Annotated in this window: 21 protein-coding genes; 2 read left to right on the plus strand and 19 right to left on the minus strand. The window is 33.3% G+C overall.

Going from position 1 to position 20,178, the window contains the following annotated elements; genetic code table 11:
- Positions 1-82: 82 nt before the first annotated feature.
- The 13 genes from BN3326_RS04485 to BN3326_RS04545 all read right to left on the minus strand — a co-directional run bounded on the left by BN3326_RS04485 (position 83) and on the right by BN3326_RS04545 (position 12,267).
- Positions 83-991 (minus strand): DUF2971 domain-containing protein, encoded by a 909-nt coding sequence (locus tag BN3326_RS04485; protein ID WP_069997899.1) that lies wholly within the window; start codon positions 989-991, stop codon positions 83-85.
- Positions 992-1,383: 392 nt separating this feature from the next.
- On the minus strand, positions 1,384-2,589 hold the full coding sequence (locus BN3326_RS04490; RefSeq protein WP_069997900.1) for a TIR domain-containing protein: 1,206 nt from the start codon (positions 2,587-2,589) through the stop codon (positions 1,384-1,386).
- A gap of 27 nt (positions 2,590-2,616) precedes the next feature.
- Positions 2,617-3,024, minus strand: a complete 408-nt coding sequence (locus tag BN3326_RS04495; RefSeq protein WP_069997901.1) for a hypothetical protein — start codon at positions 3,022-3,024, stop codon at positions 2,617-2,619.
- A gap of 14 nt (positions 3,025-3,038) precedes the next feature.
- Complete coding sequence (locus BN3326_RS04500) at positions 3,039-3,530, minus strand: TIR domain-containing protein (protein ID WP_069997902.1); 492 nt, start codon at positions 3,528-3,530, stop codon at positions 3,039-3,041.
- Positions 3,531-3,781: 251 nt separating this feature from the next.
- Positions 3,782-4,000 carry a YwbE family protein gene (locus BN3326_RS04505; RefSeq protein ID WP_330389612.1) on the minus strand — a complete coding sequence of 73 codons (219 nt, stop codon included), beginning with the start codon at positions 3,998-4,000 and terminating at the stop codon, positions 3,782-3,784.
- A gap of 138 nt (positions 4,001-4,138) precedes the next feature.
- Entirely contained in the window at positions 4,139-4,342 is a 204-nt protein-coding gene (locus BN3326_RS04510) for a hypothetical protein (protein ID WP_069997903.1), read from the minus strand.
- Positions 4,343-4,507: 165 nt separating this feature from the next.
- Positions 4,508-5,113: a hypothetical protein gene (locus tag BN3326_RS04515; RefSeq protein WP_069997904.1), complete on the minus strand. Its 606-nt coding sequence runs from the start codon at positions 5,111-5,113 to the stop codon at positions 4,508-4,510.
- A 44-nt stretch (positions 5,114-5,157) separates the two neighbouring features.
- Positions 5,158-7,101 carry a DUF262 domain-containing protein gene (locus BN3326_RS04520; RefSeq protein ID WP_069997905.1) on the minus strand — a complete coding sequence of 648 codons (1,944 nt, stop codon included), beginning with the start codon at positions 7,099-7,101 and terminating at the stop codon, positions 5,158-5,160.
- The gene (locus BN3326_RS04525) at positions 7,094-8,413 is read right to left on the minus strand and encodes a DUF262 domain-containing protein (protein WP_069997906.1); all 1,320 of its coding nucleotides are present in this window, start codon (positions 8,411-8,413) and stop codon (positions 7,094-7,096) included. The genes BN3326_RS04520 and BN3326_RS04525 overlap by 8 nt, the downstream gene beginning before the upstream one ends.
- A 52-nt stretch (positions 8,414-8,465) precedes the next feature.
- Positions 8,466-8,699 (minus strand): helix-turn-helix domain-containing protein, encoded by a 234-nt coding sequence (locus tag BN3326_RS04530; RefSeq protein WP_069997907.1) that lies wholly within the window; start codon positions 8,697-8,699, stop codon positions 8,466-8,468.
- Between the two features lie 637 nt (positions 8,700-9,336).
- The gene (gene ltrA / locus BN3326_RS04535) at positions 9,337-10,704 is read right to left on the minus strand and encodes a group II intron reverse transcriptase/maturase (RefSeq protein ID WP_069997908.1); all 1,368 of its coding nucleotides are present in this window, start codon (positions 10,702-10,704) and stop codon (positions 9,337-9,339) included.
- Positions 10,705-10,895: 191 nt separating this feature from the next.
- Positions 10,896-11,081: a hypothetical protein gene (locus BN3326_RS04540; protein ID WP_069997909.1), complete on the minus strand. Its 186-nt coding sequence runs from the start codon at positions 11,079-11,081 to the stop codon at positions 10,896-10,898.
- Between the two features lie 259 nt (positions 11,082-11,340).
- Positions 11,341-12,267 (minus strand): hypothetical protein, encoded by a 927-nt coding sequence (locus BN3326_RS04545; protein WP_141722846.1) that lies wholly within the window; start codon positions 12,265-12,267, stop codon positions 11,341-11,343.
- Positions 12,268-13,341: 1,074 nt separating this feature from the next.
- Between BN3326_RS04545 and BN3326_RS04555 the strand changes: the two genes are divergently transcribed.
- Positions 13,342-15,030: a recombinase family protein gene (locus tag BN3326_RS04555; protein ID WP_069997912.1), complete on the plus strand. Its 1,689-nt coding sequence runs from the start codon at positions 13,342-13,344 to the stop codon at positions 15,028-15,030.
- Positions 15,014-15,388: a sigma-70 family RNA polymerase sigma factor gene (locus BN3326_RS04560; protein WP_242875940.1), complete on the plus strand. Its 375-nt coding sequence runs from the start codon at positions 15,014-15,016 to the stop codon at positions 15,386-15,388. Before BN3326_RS04555 ends, BN3326_RS04560 begins: the two co-directional genes overlap by 17 nt.
- A 163-nt stretch (positions 15,389-15,551) precedes the next feature.
- Here the strand turns inward: BN3326_RS04560 and BN3326_RS04565 are convergent, their stop codons facing one another.
- The 6 genes from BN3326_RS04565 to mtaB all read right to left on the minus strand — a co-directional run bounded on the left by BN3326_RS04565 (position 15,552) and on the right by mtaB (position 20,157).
- Positions 15,552-17,222 carry a ribonuclease J gene (locus BN3326_RS04565; protein ID WP_069997913.1) on the minus strand — a complete coding sequence of 557 codons (1,671 nt, stop codon included), beginning with the start codon at positions 17,220-17,222 and terminating at the stop codon, positions 15,552-15,554.
- 28 nt (positions 17,223-17,250) lie between these two features.
- Positions 17,251-17,697, minus strand: a complete 447-nt coding sequence (locus BN3326_RS04570) for a Fur family transcriptional regulator (RefSeq protein WP_069997914.1) — start codon at positions 17,695-17,697, stop codon at positions 17,251-17,253.
- A 51-nt stretch (positions 17,698-17,748) separates the two neighbouring features.
- Positions 17,749-17,994, minus strand: coding sequence for a DUF1292 domain-containing protein (locus BN3326_RS04575; protein WP_069997915.1), 246 nt, complete (start codon positions 17,992-17,994; stop codon positions 17,749-17,751).
- Between the two features lie 47 nt (positions 17,995-18,041).
- Positions 18,042-18,461, minus strand: a complete 420-nt coding sequence (ruvX, locus tag BN3326_RS04580; RefSeq protein WP_069997916.1) for a Holliday junction resolvase RuvX — start codon at positions 18,459-18,461, stop codon at positions 18,042-18,044.
- A 50-nt stretch (positions 18,462-18,511) separates the two neighbouring features.
- Positions 18,512-18,742 (minus strand): IreB family regulatory phosphoprotein, encoded by a 231-nt coding sequence (locus tag BN3326_RS04585; RefSeq protein ID WP_442857200.1) that lies wholly within the window; start codon positions 18,740-18,742, stop codon positions 18,512-18,514.
- Positions 18,743-18,858: 116 nt separating this feature from the next.
- On the minus strand, positions 18,859-20,157 hold the full coding sequence (gene mtaB, locus BN3326_RS04590; protein ID WP_069997918.1) for a tRNA (N(6)-L-threonylcarbamoyladenosine(37)-C(2))-methylthiotransferase MtaB: 1,299 nt from the start codon (positions 20,155-20,157) through the stop codon (positions 18,859-18,861).
- Between the last annotated feature and the right edge of the window lie 21 nt (positions 20,158-20,178).

Below are 20,178 nucleotides of genomic sequence, written 5' to 3' on the forward strand. Positions count from 1 at the left end.
TGTTGTGTAGCACATATTTTAGGATATCTTCTCCACTTAACAAACAGCAGTTGTTTAAAATCCTATTAATATAGGTTAGGCATTAAAATCTTAATTTTAAGGTTGATCTATAAACCTCAATCTGTTTATCCGCACATTTTAAATATGATTTCAGCCCTTTCTCTACAAAATCAAGATTGTGTCTTGGCCCTATGGTAATAGTATCAAAGTATGGTTTTTTTAATTTTAGTTCTATGTACGGAACAAAGCTCCCATTAAATTGTCTGTGCTTTACAAATGCCTTTTCATATTCAGGGCTCATAAAAGATATCATTAGCCTAAATTCTTGTTCAACTGAATGCCCCTGACGTTTAAAGAAGCAAACCTCATCTATCAAATGATAGCTTAATAGACGTATGTTAGTTGCAACTTCAGGATCTTCTTTTCTATTTTCTAATTCTTTTATTCCCATTAGATAAGTCAATATTCTCTGTCGTTGTTCTTGCGAATTATAGATTACCTTCCTAAACATATAAGAATAAGTGGCATTGAATGGCTCTTTTTGATTCTTATTTAATGCAACATTATCACTCAGATGTCCATCTAATGCATCTTTCCAAAAATCTTTACTCAGGTGTATATTATATCCGCCATCCTTACCATAGTTATTCCATAAAGAAACAGAATCTTGATCATAGGATAAAGACAAAATGAATACTGCTCCATATTTTTTCCCGTTTTCTATATCTTCGCATAGACTTAAAATGTACTCTTTAATGTATTGGGTATCAATTTCTTCAAGGCATTCCTTTATTAATTGGATGGCGTATATCATTTCTTCATAATCGTTCATATACTCAATCTGTGTAAGCCATAATGAATTGTTTTTTAGTATACTATCTAATGCTGAAATGGAAGTATAATGATACAAATCTTGATCCAATACATAATTTTGGCATATCCATGAATATTGTTTCCTAAATTCATCTAACCAAACATAGAATTTATCCACCTATATCCTCCTTCTCTACTTGAGAACCCCCCCAACACAACCACACCTTCTAACTTCATTACAAGTTTTTCTATGTAGTTATGTTAGGCTTCATATTTTTAAAGTTCTATTCCCTTTAAATTCATTAGCTCTTCTTTACTTGAAGTAATTCTCCAGTCCATCTTCTATATGATAAACTTTCTTTATATATTTGATAAATTTCTTCAAGTAACTCTTAGTCATTTTTACCTCAGTTGTTATTTTTTGATACAAGAAAATATTATAAAAGAAGTTGAATATACCTGCAAGAATTTAGAGGGGCAGAAAGTGTGAATTTACATCATTTGTAAAAAAAGACTCCAAGTATTGAAATTTATAAAAAACTTCAATTTGACCCGCCACACCCCGTGTTTTTATGTAGTGATTTTTAGTTTTGTTGATTCTAATAACGCTAGTTCCTTATAATTTGAATCCACAAACCATTTATCTGTTAATTCTTTGAAATTGAATACTTCATTATCTATATCACTCTTCGCTATAAAATACATTGGTTTATTTAAATTCATGAAATAATTCAACTCATATTTACACCATATAGATTGTTTTGAATTCTCTGACACAACAAAAACCAAAGTTCTAGACTGGTCCATTCTCTTTTCAATAACCTTCAGTGTTGCATCACATGCAAGATGTCTTTTTAAATAATCTACATCATTTATCCAGTCACAAAATATATTTTTCCCTTGTGTATTCACAAACTTTATTAGCTTCTGTACTGATGAACTATCAATACTACTATGTGAAATAAAATAATCATAATATTTTATCTTTTGTTCCTTAGAATTATCTATTCTATATTCTAGCTCACCAGGATTTTTAGGTATTGAGTATTTTTGATTAGGATATATGTTTTTCAGGAAGTCTTTTCTTTTTTTATTCTTTGTATGAATCTGCATATATTTCTGTCGCCTTAATCTCGGTTGATAGTTAAAGCTCTGCAGGTGATAAAAGGACTCCATACGTAATTGTTTATTCAACTCTGTATCATTTAATTTGAACATAAATTGAATAATTTTAGGACAATAATATTTTTTTAATTCCAGTAATATATACATTTTATCTTTTTGGTCTGTAGTTTTTCTCTCATATAACCCTATCAATTGGTCTATAAAAGAAGGTGTCACCTGTTGTGTTTTTATCAATGCTTTATCAATTTTTTGATCAATTTTATCTATTTTATTTTTTCTGCGCTTTAATAAATCACCAAATGTAGCCTGCGCTCTTTCTTCAGAATAATTATCTGCATATTTTTTTCTGTAAGTTTCGTCTACAATTTTCTTGTAAATACTTACAGTCACAAATAACTCTTCTGGTTTTTTCATATTATATCTTGCTTTTCCAAATCCTTTTTTTAAATACCTATCCTTTGCAAGATAATAATCATATTTAAATTGAACTGAATTCCATTCATGAGGATAAAACTGCCTCACAGACATAAGAATCTCTTCATTAGTATATTTTTGTGGCAGAACATACTGTATCGTTTTTATTTGAATATTCCACATCGAAACAATATCTCTTATTTCATGATCATAAATATGTTTAGTTACTCCTGGCATAAAACGCACCTTCTATCATATCGATTTTTAATGGTGCGTAATTATAATGATCCCTGTACACACAATGGCAAGCGGTAAATAAAACCACAGTTCAGTCAATGAAAGAATGCAACTATTTAAACAATTTTTATCACTTTTAAATTCTTCTTTTGTTGCTTTCAAGGAAAAATCTATTTTATCTTCGTTAGTTTTGCATACCTTATCATACAAAGATCGATATAAACGTTCTTGCAGTAAATAATAGCTATCTAATCCCCAAAATATAATAATAGGAAGATATGCAACTAAAAAATATAGCTTATCTGTATCTTTACCAGCTAAAACAAATATTCCAGATATAAGTGTTACAGCCCACCCTTTTAACATAAAGGAATTTCCAGCCATTCTACTTATTACACCTTGAATAAGTTCTAAGTGTTTCATTTTGCTTTCCATACATTCCACCTCCATTACTTATTATGGGCTCTTGCAGACAATTCAATCCAGGAGCCTAAATTAGCATATCCATTTTGTGCTGTATAATCATAAACTCCGTCACAAATATCGTCGAAATATGCAGGTTTACCATCTTTATAATAACCAATAATAGTATGTACATTACCTTTAGAGGATCCTATTTGCGTTCTCATATCTCTGACTCTATTAATATGAACTCCAACAATACCGTTATTACGCTCTAAGCTTTTACAAATTTCATATTGTACAAAAGGTCTATTTAAAGTATCAGCGCCAATAAGTACTACCGTAACTGATGTTCCATTAAGTTGTCCATCAATCCAGTTTTCCACTACTTTTTGTCCTTGCCTTTTAATTCGTTCAAAATCAGCCTTATCGACAAAACCGGCTGCTTCTTTTCCCTGCGTTACCCAACTATTACGAACTGTCATTGATCTATTAATATCATTATCGTAATGAAAACTAAAAAATACTCTACGTGCCATATTAGTTCCTCCCTTTAATTTTATCATTTGTATTAGCTACATTCCTACATCAATTCACACCTTACGACCTGACGCATTTTTGACCTAGTTTTCGCTCACTAGATTTTTCACATTTTCAATCAAGATGAATTCTATTGTTATTTCTCTACTTTAGACATCAATTCTACACTCTCCACGTGAATAGTTAGCCTAAACTTCAATGTTACTAGTAGGCTTACCATTACCTCGCTATCTACCTTTTGATAAGATTTTTACTTGACTTCCTTCACTCTACCAACAATGTCACTTTCCAGCATTACTTTGATTCCATGGTGATGCTCTGGTGAGTTGGTAAGTATCTTTTTTACAATGCCTTCTGTCAACTTGCCAGTGTGTTGGTCCTGTTTTTGCACAACTAGAACAGCTGCTCCTATTTTAATGTTGCTTCTCTTTGTTCCGTTTATTTTGCTCTCCTCGATGCTATTAATCACTTTCAATGCAGCGTACTACTTGCCCACCGCATTTTTTACATTTTCCTCTTAAAATAATACCATATGGCGCATCATCATGAATGGTAAACCCTTCTTCTAAAGCAGTTACACCACACTTAGCACAGAATACGTTTGAACTTAGTATATTTCTTCCATGTTCAGGAATAGCCTTCCATTTTTTATTGCAGAGATATCATAAATATTATCTTTTCTGATATCTCTGTGCATTTGTATAACTTCTTTTATAATATGCATCATTAGATTAAGTGCATCTTGCTCTTTATATTTAATCCTTGCACAGCTCTTGCCCAGTGATGTAGATGGCATCTCTGCTTTAAACAATTCTAAAACACTTGTTTTATCTGTATAAAAGGAAAAATAATTTTTTTGTGCTCCAAAAGCAATATAGAAGTCATGCCCTTTATATGTCTTCCTTTACATCAGTATGATCTATAATGCATCCCCTCTGATATCTGTTTTTCTTTGGGTATTCAAATAAATCTACTCTTATGATTTTTTTGGTAACTTAATGTTAAAATTGCCTCCTAAGGCAGCCGTACCGATTCCGATAGCCGTAAGCACAGCAAAACTTGCTGCGCCAATCACTTTCCAATTAAATGCTTTCTTTTCTGAATCTTTTTTATCCGCCATACGAGCAGTTTCTGTTTCCTGCCCCCGGATTTCTGCGTCCTTTTTGTCTACCATACGCAGAACTTCCATCTCTTGATCACGGATTTCCTTTTGCTGCTGTGGTGTCAGATTGGGGGTATCAAGGCACTTACTTAAATCTGAACGTACTTTATCAGCAAACTTAATATATTCCACTCTGCTTTTGTCTGCACTATCCAGTTCTTTATTGAGTATTCCATAGACTTGATTCGTGCTTTCATCATCGCTTGCCACAATCTTTTCGAGAATATTTTTATACTCAACCAGTGAAGATTGAATTAGTTTTGCAAGTTCAGGAAACTGCGCAAGTACCAGTGCTGCAACTTCAGGGCGTAGGTCATTTAGTTTTGATGCGTAGCTTATCACATCATTTTTTGATATGCTCTTAAAATCAGTTCTTTCCATAAGCGAAAGAACTTGTCTCTCTACATCTGTATACTCCATCTACTGATACCTCCCTATATCTTTTCCAACACCCATATAAAGAATTACTCCGTTTCCGGATAGCATGATATTTTGAGTAAACTAATCATTTTATCTTCATGGGTTTTGTATAACGTTTCTTTCCAGTACAGACTGGCAACCTTGTCTCCGCTTTTTTCTGTGAGTTCACTCATAATGCGAAGTTTAATGCTCCCCTTGGCTATCATGTCTTTGAAGGTACTCTTTTTTGCTTCCGGAGACATATTCGAAAACTTCGAATTCACATTACGTTGGATAATACAAAGATTGCCAAACTGATTCACACCATCTTTCCACTGTTCGAAAGTGCCTTCGGATGGATTCTGTGGATACCAGTGTTCAACTGAATTTCTAAATTCGAAGGTAAAGTCATCGTATTTTTTTCTGTCATTATTCCAAAGCAAGAAATCGAGATAGTTGAATACAATATGTGGTGTACTAACGCCCATATCGTAAACGCTATTTTTACACTCGTCAAAGAACTGCTTTATAACTCCATCTTTGGCAATTTCTTCGATAACGTCACTGTATACGAACATATCATCGCCCAGTGCATTCGCATAATTATCCTCAGACAACCAAATCAATAGCTGCGTAATCCAGTGCATAACCTTTGGCGATGTATAAGATACACGAAGAGCGGACTGAAGCATTATATTCTTTTTTGAACGTTCATTGCTGCGTTTCTCCTGATTATGCTCGCCTTTGCGCACAAACCATGTATTCCTATAATACGGCTTCTTTTGGGATTGCTGACCAGATACATGGAGGTTTTTCAAACTCCACTCTCCATCAGCATTCTCGTTCGCATATTCTCTCTTTACAATATACTTATCAAAAAGGAATCTTGTTCTGAGAAGGCAAATAATAAAATCTTTTGAGAATGTCTCTTTATTGTCTGCAATCTTGCCTTTACTGCTAACACCGTACGTAATAACACGATTAAAGTTATCGATTAGCTTCTTGTCGTCCAAGAGATCATCTATTATCTTTGCATTTTCTTGTTCATGCTCAATGCACTTAATGTTGATCAAAACCTTAAGCGTATGGAGCAAAAAATAAGGGAACTCGATTACGCTTTCAAAGCGCACCCTTACATCGTCTTCAAGAAATCCATCATCATTGTCAACTTTGAAATCAGTTGCTATAATCTCAGACATTTTATGGCCGTAGCCTACAAGACTGCCTAACTTAACCTTTTTCTTGTAAGCACTCCAACTCTTTGGAGGCATATCATTCCAGTATGTACCAAAGATAGCTTCTCTCACCTCATTATTTTTGCTGGTAAAATGCATCTGAACATATCCGGTCATATCACTACAGGCATCCCAAATTTTTGCAAAGAGCGCTTTCTCTTTATTGTTTTCTATATAGCTCATAAGAGTAGCTTTTAAAATATCATGCTGCTCCAGCTGTTCTCCTCGCGTATTCATAATCTCGAAATATCTATTTAGGTCGGTATTCTCTGGAACCTCTATTCTATACACAACCACTTTTGAGAGCTTTTCCAGAAAGCTTTCCTTATCAAATCTCTCTTTATTAAGTTCTTGACTAAGAATTTTAACGCCATTTTGAATTCCGGACTCGATGCGATCCATATCTAGCTTGCTGCGATTCATCAGTAATAGCTCTTGGATATTTTTTAAGGTATAGTTGGATTTTTCTCTGCAGGCAAACGTCAGCGTATTCTGTACAGAAACCCCCAGACAATTTAGCAACAAAAATAATGAGGTCAACCGCTGCTGTCCATCTACCACCTCGTACTTATTTTCTTGCTTTGATACAATAAGCGCTCCAATATAATAATTAGCACCCTCTGCAACATCACTGATATCTTCTACCAATTGTACAAGTTGTTTATCCTCCCAAGCATACGCTCGTTGATACAGGGGAATGATGTATTCCAAGTCGGTATCAAATATGTTTTTGTCCTCGTCGATAATATGAAGTTCAGTAACTAACTCACTCATCTGATACCTCCACTAATCCGTTTATTTCCTTCAGCTTTGTATACAAATCATTCCACTTCTCATGTGCTGCCTCATCAGGTGAACGTTTCACCTTTATCTGAATGCTTGAAATCTCATTGTGTAGTCTTGCGAAGCTAATCTTTGTAAACATTGCTACCGCATTTGAGTATCGAGAATTGCTGCCATCACCAATCGCGTATTTGTTAATACTGTCAAAGCCAAGGGTCTCCATGTCTACACGAATCATAAAAGCCCATGTAAACAGCTTTTTTACAGCCATCTCATCAAAGTTGTGGAACTTATCGTAGTAACAAAGAAGCGCGCAATAAAACAGATTTTTTGCATAACCAAATCCGGCAGAGCCATACTTTACTGTATCCATTTCTTTAATATTTGATATTTTCTTTCCGCTGCAAATAATGGATTTTATATCAGAAAGACTATGATTATTATAAATCTCAGCTTTGATGTCTCTTAATAAATACAGGTAATGGTCCACCATCTCAAAAAAGTCATTTCCTGAGATGAACGTTTCTGTAATCTGAAAACATGGCATTGCCTTGCTTGCCCGTCGTGCGTATGAATATGTAGATGTCTCTGAAACGCCTTTGTACGTATCAATTTCTTTTGCGGTAAAGGGTCTGCTTTTAAGCCCCCTTGACCAATTCCAAACCGGAAACAAATACAAATCAAACAGCTCACGAATCTGGGAAGTATCTTTTGCCTCCCATTTTGTAACAGAATGCTCCATTTCGTATGGATATTTCTTCATCTCACGAAGGTGGTACGCCTTTAAAAGATCGTGCGGATCAAGAGCTTTTCCTCTCGTATTTTGTGAATCAAACAACTGGAACGCTTCTGATACCTTGTCTACACTGATGACAACGACTTCGAGAATTTCCTCAAAAGCTTGGATGAAATTTTTTTTATCCGCCTCATTCTTAAGAGAGAAGCACTCTCTAATGAACATATAGTTGTTGTGAATATTAGTCTGTGTAACCTTGTTGGTAAATTCCTTCTCAAAAATTGTGCACTGGAATCCAGGGGTAATACAATACTTGATTAGCAGCAGAGAAATAATCCGTTGCTGACCGTCTACGACATTGAATATACCGTCATCATTCTCGTGAAGAATAATTGTACCGATTCTATACTTGAATGCTGATCTGTAAATATCGGCATCGTTGATTGCAGTGCTAATATCTCCAAGAAGTTCTTCAACATTCTGAATTGTCCATTTGTATGGCCGCTGATAATCAGGGATGTCAATATCCATATTCAATAATTCATTTATGCTCTTTATCTCAGCCATCTTTTACGCCCTGCCCATCTTTTTATAATTCAATCTTACAAAAAATGGTGTCCTACTTTTCGGACACGTTACTAATCGATATTTTTTCTCCTGTTTCCAATGTGTAAGACTGCTCAAATTTCACTGCAAGCTCATTTCCAATTGCCATTAATTCCTCTGTCGTTACTGTTTCTCTCTTTAGCTTCTTATTAAAATTCTGCGGCGATTGACCGAGACGTCTTGCGAGTTCTGAAACACTAATTCCTTTTTCTTTGCACAGCTTTTTTATTAAGCTTGAAGTACTCATAATGTCACCCTTCTGAAAATAACACAAAGTCAATAATGACCCACAATCGTTAAATATCATTATAAACCAAATGGTTGCTATTTTCAATATGCGTACAATTCTACGGTTAGAAAAAACACTAGAAATATGAAAATTCGAGTACCTAACTTTTCATTTTCTTACTCTGTAGCCTCAACAGCCATTTCTTCCTTGAACACCATCTGAGATTGACAGCTGAAATAACTCATTTTCACAAGATTTCTTCACGGTGTACTTCGGAAAACTTTTGCTGTAACCAGCTTTTCTATAATCCTCATATACATCTCATAGGCATAGAATAATTGAGGATGTTCAACTTAAATGTAGCAATTTTCGATAATCGTTTCTCTATAACCTTTAAGATTTTTGACTAAAATTATCAATTGCTACATTTATTGCTAATTCCAGGTTTCCCAAATTAGGGTAACAATTATACTTTTTGGCAATACCAACCGATTAACGCCAAATAGTGTACCCCCCTGCTCGTTTGGGAACATATAAATATGTTTCCTCAAACACATAAACACACTAAAAGGCTTAAAGCATAATCGCTCTAAGCCTTTGTTATCAAGGGTTTTACTTATAGAGTAGAACAGTGGTTTTATCCACCGTCCCCTCATCAAACCGTACGTGCCGTTTTCCGGCATACGGCTTTCCGATATTCTTCAATCTTCAGCATTCGCGATACTGCTAATGTGAGTAACCCTTCATTATAGTATACTTTCCTCCAGTCATTAATTCTATTAATCTTCCGACCTATTTGTCTTTTACGGTTATACCATATATTAAGTTTTCTAATAATATAGTAGTCTATTTTGCGTAATTGTTCATAGGAGTATAATCTACCATAATAATTCTTCATTCCTCTTATTCTAGGGTTTAGTATTTTAACCATATCCTTTATGGACAGTAACAATCTGCTTGGATATTTAAAGACTAGCTTAATATTATCTCTCATCTTTTGCATGGCTTTTGGGCTAGGTTCTTGATATAAGTCCCAATACCATTTCCATTCTTTAGTTCTTCCTCTTTTAAATCTATTATGAAAGCCTAGGAAATCAAAGCCTTCTTTTCCAAAATACATGTCTACAAGTTTGGCCTTTTCTTCATGCAGTGTTAATTCTAGCTTATTCATTATTTGATGCACAATATTTAATGCTACTCTTGCATGGTTATTCCTTTTACATAGTATTACAAAATCATCAGCATATCTTACTAGCGTACCGATATGTCTATAATTTTTCTCCCATATGTAATCAAAATAATGGAGATAAATATTTGATAGTAAGGGCGATATTACCCCACCTTGCGGTGCACCTTTATCTGTCTTTTGATATTCGCCTTCCTCCATAATGCCTGCTCTCAACCAACACTTTATAAGTTTTAAGACTCTTCTGTCACATATCCTTTGTTCGACTAATAACATGAGTTTTTCATGATTAATATTTCCAAAATAATCTTTTATATCAGCATCAATTACCCATAGGGCATTTCCTTTTGTTCCCTCTTCATAAATCTTATCTAATGCCATGTGGGCATTTCTTTTGGGTCTAAATCCATAGGAACAGTCTTTAAAATCAGCTTCGAATACTGGTTCAATGACTATTTTAGTAGCCATTTGAACTATTCTATCCTTTATAACAGGAGTGCCTAATGGACGTTTGCTACCTTTTCCATCATTTTTAGGAATGTAGGTTCTGCGTACTGGTAATGGTCTATATCCACCCATTTTTAATGTTTCAGCTATTTCATTTAAAAGTCTTTGCTCTCCATAGCATGTAACATTCTCAATGGTTATACCATCTATTCCTCCACTTCCCCTATTTGCTTTTACTCTCTTCCATGCCTCTTGCAATATATCGTCTCGGTATATTTTATCATACATGGCATGAAATCTTCTTTTAACATTTGACTTGGCTGTAAGATATAGTTTTCTTTGAAGTTGTCGAACTTTTTCTTTGGTGTTGTTAGTCTTTTGGACATTCACTCGTTCTTACCTCCTCTAAAAAACATGAATAAAGTAGCGCCCCTTCCCTATATACAGTTTTGTTGTCTGTATAATTACTGGTACTATGGGCGCCTCTGACTCCCTCTTTACAGATTGACAACTTTGCTCTTAGAGTTTATATGCAATCTCTTTACATCTATAATGTGTGAAGTAGGGTCTCTCCAGTTCCTCTATATACTATGTTGACGTGTCACTACCCATACACCGTAGGGTTCCTCAGCACTGCATTTCAAGTTCTTCATGCCTTCTATTGCCTTCGCCAAAGCAGCCGTGGCTCGCCTCCCTATTGTTCCCTTTCGGGAAGTAGTTGTCGATGCGGCAGCATCCACTTTATGTTGCAACCCGCCAACTTGCAATACATTATCCTAGGATAATGCTTTCTTCATAGCGCTTCAAAGCAAAGATTACTCCGTACTTTGGCTACTAGCTACTGGGCGACTTGACTCTTACCCAGACTGGACTTTCAACAGCAAGCATCTAGAGACTTATCTGGACGCGCGCTAAGCTTAACTACAGTCTCAACGTGAGGTGTCACAGGGAATATAAATCCTACAATGCCATTATACCAACGTGCGTGGTATGTGAAAACATATAAGATTTTAATAAAATATACCATTATTTAGCTTTTAAATTATTAAAACTACTTAGAAAAGGATTTTCTAGTAGACTTAACTCATAAGAGTCTATTATTAGGGGATGCATTTTTAATTCTTTCAGTTGTTTTAAGTACCTAAAATATGTTTTTTTTCTTTCATTCGACGCTTTAAGATTTGCCTCGTCTTTTGCTACTAGTATTAAAAAATCCTTTAGCATCTTTTTATAGTACAAAGATATATTGCTAGAACTAATTCTTTCTTCAGCAAGACTAATACAATAAAAGTCTCCCATATATATTAATTCCGGAACAAAAGATAACATATATCTTTTGTACATTTCATCTGTTAAATAATTTGCTATAGTCTTTTTAATTCCATGAATTTTAAACATATAATTTAAATTTCTATTATGTACTGATACTTCTAATCTGAGAACCCACTTTTCATATATTTTTATTTCTTCATCTTTTTCTTCCCTTTCCGCTTCTTTATCATACATTCTAACTAATGTACTATCATTTTTATACTCTATACCTGTCTCATGTTCGAGAACTATTACTGCTTTTTTTCTATAACTGTTCTCAAAACATTTTTTATATAGCAGCAATAGAATTTTAATATGTTGCTTATTAGGTACTACCACATCCATACGATAGTCGATAACATGTAGCTTCATAACATGTTTTTTATGATTAGGGATTTTCCCATCAATAAAGCATATTAGGCTCTGAAGTTTTTCAGAATGATATTCTTGTATATCTGGTGTACCTAAAACTTGTATTGCATCTATTCTTACGTATAAGTACCCCCTAAATTTGCTTTTGCTAAAGTTATAGTTAACCTTACCAGATATTTGAAATTCTTCAACTGTATGTATTTCATTAATATTCTTACCATAGATATCGAAAAAATCTTCTTGATCAATATTTTCTATAATTCTAATCATTTGGATAGTATGTATCATTTTATCACTCTTCTTTTGGTAAAATACATTTCGAACTTACTCTTTAAGTTAATATTATTATACTATATTTCTTTTCTGTTTATCAGTCTCCAAATATAAAAAAATACTTTATGAATAAATATTGTCTACTAGTCTAAGATATATATTATCCGATAAATCTGTATAAATACAAAAAAAGAGCGAATGTATTTTTGTTTTATACATTCACTCTTTTTATTTTTGGGACTCAATAACTTTTTATAATATCAGTATACAAATCCCAACAAGATATATGCCAAAATGATAAAATCTAATATAATAAAAAATGACATAGCTCATTTTTATTATGGCTATGTCATTTTTTATTATATTAGATTTATCTCTTCTTTAAATGAAAATTCTATATTTTTTCTTTTCGTGTGCATCCCAATAACCACTTATTTACTAATTTAATCACTTCTCAACATTATGTAATATCTTACTTCTAATTTGTTCATATAACTTGATCTTATCATCATAACTAATATCTAATTCATTTATCTTAGTTATAATAATGTGAGAATGAATCATATTAATGCAATCTTGTAATTCGTCTAAATCAGCTTTAGTACGAGGTAAAATAAAATTAACTATCATGGGAACACCACTCCTGCACATGTTACTTAATATTATGTTGACAGCAATTTGTCCTATGCAGCAGTTATTTATGAAAGGATAGTATAAAAGAAGACAAACAAAATAGTCACGATGATCCGCGTGATTAAAATTTTGTTTGTCTTCTTCCTGGAAAATTTCTTTTTAATTATTTTTCTCTGCCTGTTACTTTTTCTCTACTTAATTCTCTACTTGTTACTATTTCTCTATTGAAGGCTAAATCCTATTTGACTTAGCAGTTTCCTTATCTGACATACATTTTAGATAATCTAATAATACATGTCTATTACCAGATTATCATAACTTTATAAGTAGTTCAACCATATTTTGAGTCTTATAAGTCTATTTATTTGATTTTACATGAGTTGCAAATTAACGCTTCTATTGTATAATGAAATTATCCTACCACAAAGGAGGCATAGAATGAGAATTGCTATTTATTCAAGAAAGAGTAAGTTTACTGGTCGTGGTGACTCAGTTGAAAACCAAATTAATATATGCAAAAACTACATAAAAAATGTAATTAATAAAGATAGGTTTTGTTGCAATTCGGAAGAAGCACTTATCCTTGAAGATGAAGGATTTTCAGGTGGTAACACAAATAGGCCTCAATTCAAAAAGCTTATAAAAATGATTGAAGCAAAAGAGATTGATTTAGTTTTATGCTATCGTTTGGATAGAATAAGTAGAAGCATCTCTGACTTTTCTCAGCTACTTGATAAATTGAATAAGTATAGTGTAAAGTTTGTATCTGTTTCTGAAGACTTTGGGGATTATTCACCCATGGCTAAAGCAATGATGTTTATGACGTCTATCTTCAGTCAATTTGAGAGAGAAATCATTGCAGAACGTATAAGAGACAATATGTTGGAGCTTGCAAAAACTGGCAGGTGGCTTGGAGGCAATGTTCCTTTGGGCTTCGAATCACAAGAAACATCCTCTATTGACAATAGCGGCAAATCTAGAAAGGCTTTTAAGCTTACGCCAGTTGAAAGTGAACTTCATACAATTAAATTAATCTATAATAAGTTTTTAGAGTTAAATAGTTTAACTCAGTTAGAAAGTTATCTTCTAAATAAACAAATTCAAACTAAAAATGGTGTTTCATATTCTCGCCATACCTTAAAAAATCTACTAACAAATCCTGTTTATGTTGTTGCCGATGAGTTAAGTTATAACTACTTTATAGAATGTGGCTGTCAGGTCTATAATGATACTAAATATTATAATGGCGAGAGTGGGATTATAGCTTATAATCGTACAGAACAAATTAAAGGACGTACAAATAAGCTAAGAGATAAAAAAGAATGGATTATTTCAGTAGGTATGCATGATGGAGTTATTCCAAGCAGTGATTGGATTAAGGTTCAACATATGGTTGAGGATAATAAGTCCAAAACATTTAGAAAAGTAAAAAATACAAATTCTCTCCTATCTGGTTTAATACGCTGTCAAAAGTGCGGCAGTTATATGCGGCCAAAACTTGGGAGACTTAATAAAGAAGGTGTGCAAAAATATTACTATATCTGCGAGCTTAAAGAAAAATCGTATGGTCAGCAATGTAATGTAAAAAATGTTAATGGTCTTGAGATGGATAAAATGGTTCTGGATCAAATTAAGAATATGTGCGTATCGAATACTGGCATTAATTCCAAGCTTCAAATGGATACTAAAAAAATTAATCATATTGAAAATGATTTAAGGCTAGAAGAAAAAAGCTTAAATCAAAACATAGAAAACAATAAAAAAGCCATATCTAATTTAATAGACACTTTATCCCTGACCAAAGATCCCAATATTACATCTCCTATTCTTGAAAAAATTACTCATCTCAATGAAGAGAATACATTATTAGAAAAAAGACTTAATGAACTTAAGTCGACTAAGCATATTAATGAACTAGCAGAAAATGATTTAGGAAACTTAGTAGAAACACTTTCTTCTTTTAGCTCTTCTATTGACTCATTAGACCCTGTGTCTCAAAGAACACATTTAGGTACTTTAATTGATAAAATCGAATGGGATGGTGAGGAAGCATCAGTTTATCTCTTTGGTCCTGACGCCAGAAAACGTATGGAAAGATTATTTCCAGAGCGTGATTATAGCAAATGAAATATTAATGAGTATCCGATCTTCACGCAAACAAAAATATGAAACATCTTTACATGCCCCTATTGGTGTAGATAAAGAGGGTAATGAAATTAGCCTGCTTGATATTTTATGTAATGAAAGTGATACTATATTTGATCAAGTTGATTTTGGCATTGAAATGAAGAAACTTTATCATCAAATTAAATATGTACTTAAACCTAGAGAAAAGGAAATTCTTCAATTGCGCTATGGTCTTAATAATGAAGAAGAAAAAACACAACGTGAAATAGCAGAGCAAATGGGTATTTCGCGTTCATATGTATCAAGAATTGAAAAAAAAGCACTAAAAAAACTTTTCAAAGAGCTTCATAAAAACTAAAATCACCAGCCAGTGAATTTCCCCTTGTCTGCTTATAGGGAGTAGTTCTCCGGCTGGTGGTTTCTCTATACTTCATAAACCTACTCTTTATGATAAAAATGTTTTTTAAATTTTAACACCCTAGCTACTATAAGTAGAATACTTAAGCAACTAGGGTGTTTTATTAAATTTCCATTATAATTGGAAGAATCATAGGACTACGTTTAGTTTTTTGCCATACAAATTCTCTAAGATCGTCTTTAACAATTGTTTTAATTTGAGACCACTCCATAATTCTTTTTTGCTCACAACGGTCTACAGCTTTTCTTACAACCATTTTAGCCTCATCCATTAGATTCTCAGCTTCTCTTACATAAACAAAACCTCTAGATATGATGTCTGGACCTGATACAACGGTGCCTGATGCCTTTTCAAGTGTCATAACAACAATTAATAAACCGTCTTGTGAAAGATGTTTTCTATCTCTAAGTACAATATTTCCAACATCTCCAACACCAAGACCATCTACAAGGACTTGCCCCGAAGTTACACTACCTGCAACCTTGCATGTATCATGCGTAAACTCTACTACTTCTCCTATAGAAATAATTTGTATGTTTTTTTGACTCATACCTAATTCAACAGCTAGTTCAGCATGTTTTTGCAAATGTCTGTATTCTCCATGAACAGGAATGAAAAACTTAGGGCGTACTAAAGTATGCACTAATTTTAGTTCTTCCTGAGCAGCATGGCCTGATACGTGAGTATCTTCTCGTATAACCTGCGCACCTTTCTTAAATAATTCATTAACTACCTTAAATACAGTTTTTTCATTACCCGGAATAGGTGTTGAACTTAATATAATAACATCTCCATGTTTAATCTCAATTTGTTTATGATCAGATGATGCCATTCTAGAAAGTGCTGCCATGGGCTCGCCTTGGCTTCCAGTCATAATAATAACTACTTGATCATCTCGATATCTTTTTATCTCATTTATTTCAATAAGCATATTATCAGGAATATTCAAATAGCCTAGTTCACTTGCTGTCTTAACAACGTTGACCATACTTCTTCCTACAACGGCCACTTTTCTGTTAAACTTAGTTGCTGAATTAATAACTTGCTGCACTCTATCAACATTGGAAGCAAAAGTAGCTACCATGATCCGTTTATCAGTATTGTTACTGAATATATCATCAAATTTTTTCCCTACCATTTTTTCAGATGGATTATACCCGCTTCTTTCAACACTTGTGCTATCTGCTAACATAAGAAGCACTTTCTTTTTACCAATTTCTGCAAGTCGATGTAAATCAAGAGTTGCCCCGCTTATAGGCGTATAATCTATTTTAAAGTCTCCAGTATGAAGCACAGTTCCTACCGGTGTAGTTATAGCCAGCATGACAGCATCGGCTATACTATGATTCGACCTTATAAACTCAACCTTGAAATGCTCACCGAGTTTTATAGTATCTCCCTGAGCAACAACATTTCTTTCAGTAGTTTTTAAAAGATTATGTTCTTTTAATTTATTTTCTACTAAGCCAATTGTTAGTTTAGTTCCATATATTGGCACATTTAATTCTTGAAGAACATAAGGTAATGACCCAATATGATCTTCATGTCCATGAGTAAGAACTATACCTCGCACTTTATGAATATTCTTAAGTAGATAAGTAATATCAGGAATAACTAAATCAATCCCTAACATTTCATCCGCGGGGAAAGCTAAACCGCAATCTACTATAACTATATCATCTTCGTATTCAAATACATTCAAGTTTTTTCCAATTTCACCAAGTCCTCCCAGTGAAATAAAACGTAATTTACTTCTTGTTTTTCTGTGTACCAAAATTACACCTCCATATATATTTAACGACTTACGTGTCGCTCATCTTTTTTACGCATTCCTTACAATGGCCATAGAACATCAAATTATGGTCATGTATTTTAAAGTTATATTTATTTTCAATCTCAGATTCTATTTCTTCTAATAAATCATTCTCGACTTCAAAAACTTTATTACAGCCTTCACAGATTAAATGATGATGATGATGTACTTCCTCATTGGAAGTAAGTTCAAACCGGCTGCATCCATCATCAAAATTAAGACGATCGATAATTCCCATATCTTCAAATAATTGAACCGTACGATAAACTGTTGCTAAACCTATTTCTGGATAATTTTTCTTAACTTTAGCATATATTTCTTCAGTAGATAGGTGTTCGTCACAATGCTCAATTAATACATCTAATACACTTCTGCGTTGTGTAGTTAATTTACACCCTTGTGCTTTTAAACGTTCTTTAAATACTGCAGTATTCAATTTATCTCATCCCCTTGCAAAGCTTTTTGTATTTATTAGTATTAATTAATTCTATATTTCAATATCGTAATCATCATTTGTCATAAACTCAACTGCAGCTTTTTTAAACTCATTCTCATCTTCAAGCAGTTGATAAGTAATATCTTCATCTAATTCACTTACTTCTTTTAAAATAGTTGCTACATCTTCCTGATCGACAACTAAAATATATTTTTTATTTTCTAACACAATTTCATCTAATACCTCGAAAAGTGTTTCTTCTCCTGTCGTTTCATCAAAAAACTTAATTTGTTCCATGAGCCTTTTCCCTTCTTATCATCTGCTAAAATAAGTTAAGCACACCTTTAATGCGTAGCGTCTAAGTAGTTTTGCAAAATAATAGTTGCCGCTAGCTTATCAATAACTTGTTTTCTCTTTTTACGGCTGACATCCGCTTCTAAAAGAAATCCTTCAGCAGCTACTGTACTTAATCTTTCATCCCAAACTACTACGGGAATTTTGAGCTTTGCTTCTAACTTTTCTTTAAATAATAGTGTTTTTTCACCTCTTTCACCTATAGAATTATTCATATTTTTAGGAAGCCCAAGAACGATTTTTTCAACTTTATACTCTGAACATAGCTCATTAAGCCTAGCTAAAGTAGGCTTTAAGTTATTTTCGTCTTGTCTTCTTATGATTTCTAGTCCTTGTGCAGTCCATCCAAATGGATCGCTCACTGCAACACCTGTTGTTTTAGTACCAAAATCTAAGCCTAGTATACGCAATATAATCCTCCTATAAAAAAGCTGTAGAGTATGCCCCTACAGCCCACTTTCTATTGCTTTAAATAACAAGTCACTAATTCTTCTAGTATTTCATCGCGTTCTAATTTTCGAATTTTGTTTCTTGCGCCATTATGGCTTGTAATATAAGTTGGGTCGCCGGACATAATATAACCTACTATTTGATTAATGGGATTGTACCCTTTTTCTTGGAGCGCTATATAAACCTCCATTAATATTTCTCTAGTTGAGGCTTTTTCTAGATTCTCTAAATGAAATTGCATTGTTTCATTAATATTCGCCATTTGTTTCACCTTCCAATATCTGCACCTGTGTCTTTAAGTATATCATAATACAAAATAAAACTATATACAATTACAAAAATATTAAAATATTATTATTATTGCATATGTCCTATTAATTCGTCATTATTTAATTTATCGATAACTACACGCGCTATAGTATTTTCAAGATTAACTTCACTTGGAACACGTACCTTAAGGTAATTACTTGTATAACCTGTTAAGATGTGGTCTTGATAGTCTTCAAAAAGAACTTCAGCCTGCTTATTTAAGCAGTTTATCATAAATGCTTTTCTTAAATCTTTTTCTACCGCACTTAGCACTTTAACTCTATAGTCTTTTATGTGTGATTCAACTTGATTCCCCATACTTGCAGCCGGTGTTCCTATACGTGGGGAAAATGGGAAAATATGAATCTGCGCAAGCTGCAGTTCCTTAACAAAGTCTAGTGTTTCACTAAACTCATCATCAGTCTCTCCTGGAAAACCAACTATAATATCTGTCGTAATAGCAACTTCCGGCCAAATACTTCTTAATTTAGCTACGCTCTCTTTGTATTCAGCTTTAGTATACTTCCTATTCATTCTTTCAAGAACACTTTCACTGCCACTTTGCAAGGACAGGTGGAAGTGTTTACACAACTTTGGCATATTGTTTATTTCCCTGATAAATGTATCGGTAATGACTAAAGGTTCAATCGAGCTCATTCTAATGCGCTTAATATCAGGTATCTCATGTACTTTTTTTAGGAGCTCTATCAAACTTGTATTACCTAAATCTTTCCCATATGAAGCCACATGTATTCCAGTTAAAACAATTTCTTTAAAACCAATTTGTGAAAGTCTTAGAGCTTCTTCTAAAACTTGATCTTCTTTTCTACTTCTAATTTTGCCCCTTACATACGGAATAATACAATAACTGCAATAATTATTGCAACCTTCTTGTATTTTTAAGTAAACCCTTGTACGCTCACCCATATCAGAGATCTTAAGCTCTTCAAACTCATCAACAGTCATAATGTCAGAAACAAGATTAATCTCTTTATTAATACCTGCATAGTATTCTCTAACCAACTGTGCAATTTGACTGCGTTTATTTGTGCCTACTATAATATCTATTTCATCAACTTGTTCCTTGATACCATCTCCTGCTATCTGAGCATAACATCCCATAGCAACAAGTATACTTTCTGGGTTTATTTTTTTTGTCTTTCTAAGCATTTGTCTACATTTCCTATCACTTAAGTGAGTAACTGTACATGTATTCACTACATATACATCCGCAAAATCATTAAAATCAACAATCTGATAGCCTTCCGCCTTAAAATCTTCTAAGACTGATTCTGTATCATATTGATTAACTTTACACCCTAAGGTATAGAATGCTGCTTTTCTCAATATTTCACCTCTTTCATATTG

It is taken from the genome of Cellulosilyticum sp. I15G10I2, assembly GCF_900095725.1.
Taxonomy (GTDB): Bacteria; Bacillota; Clostridia; order Lachnospirales; family Cellulosilyticaceae; genus FMMP01.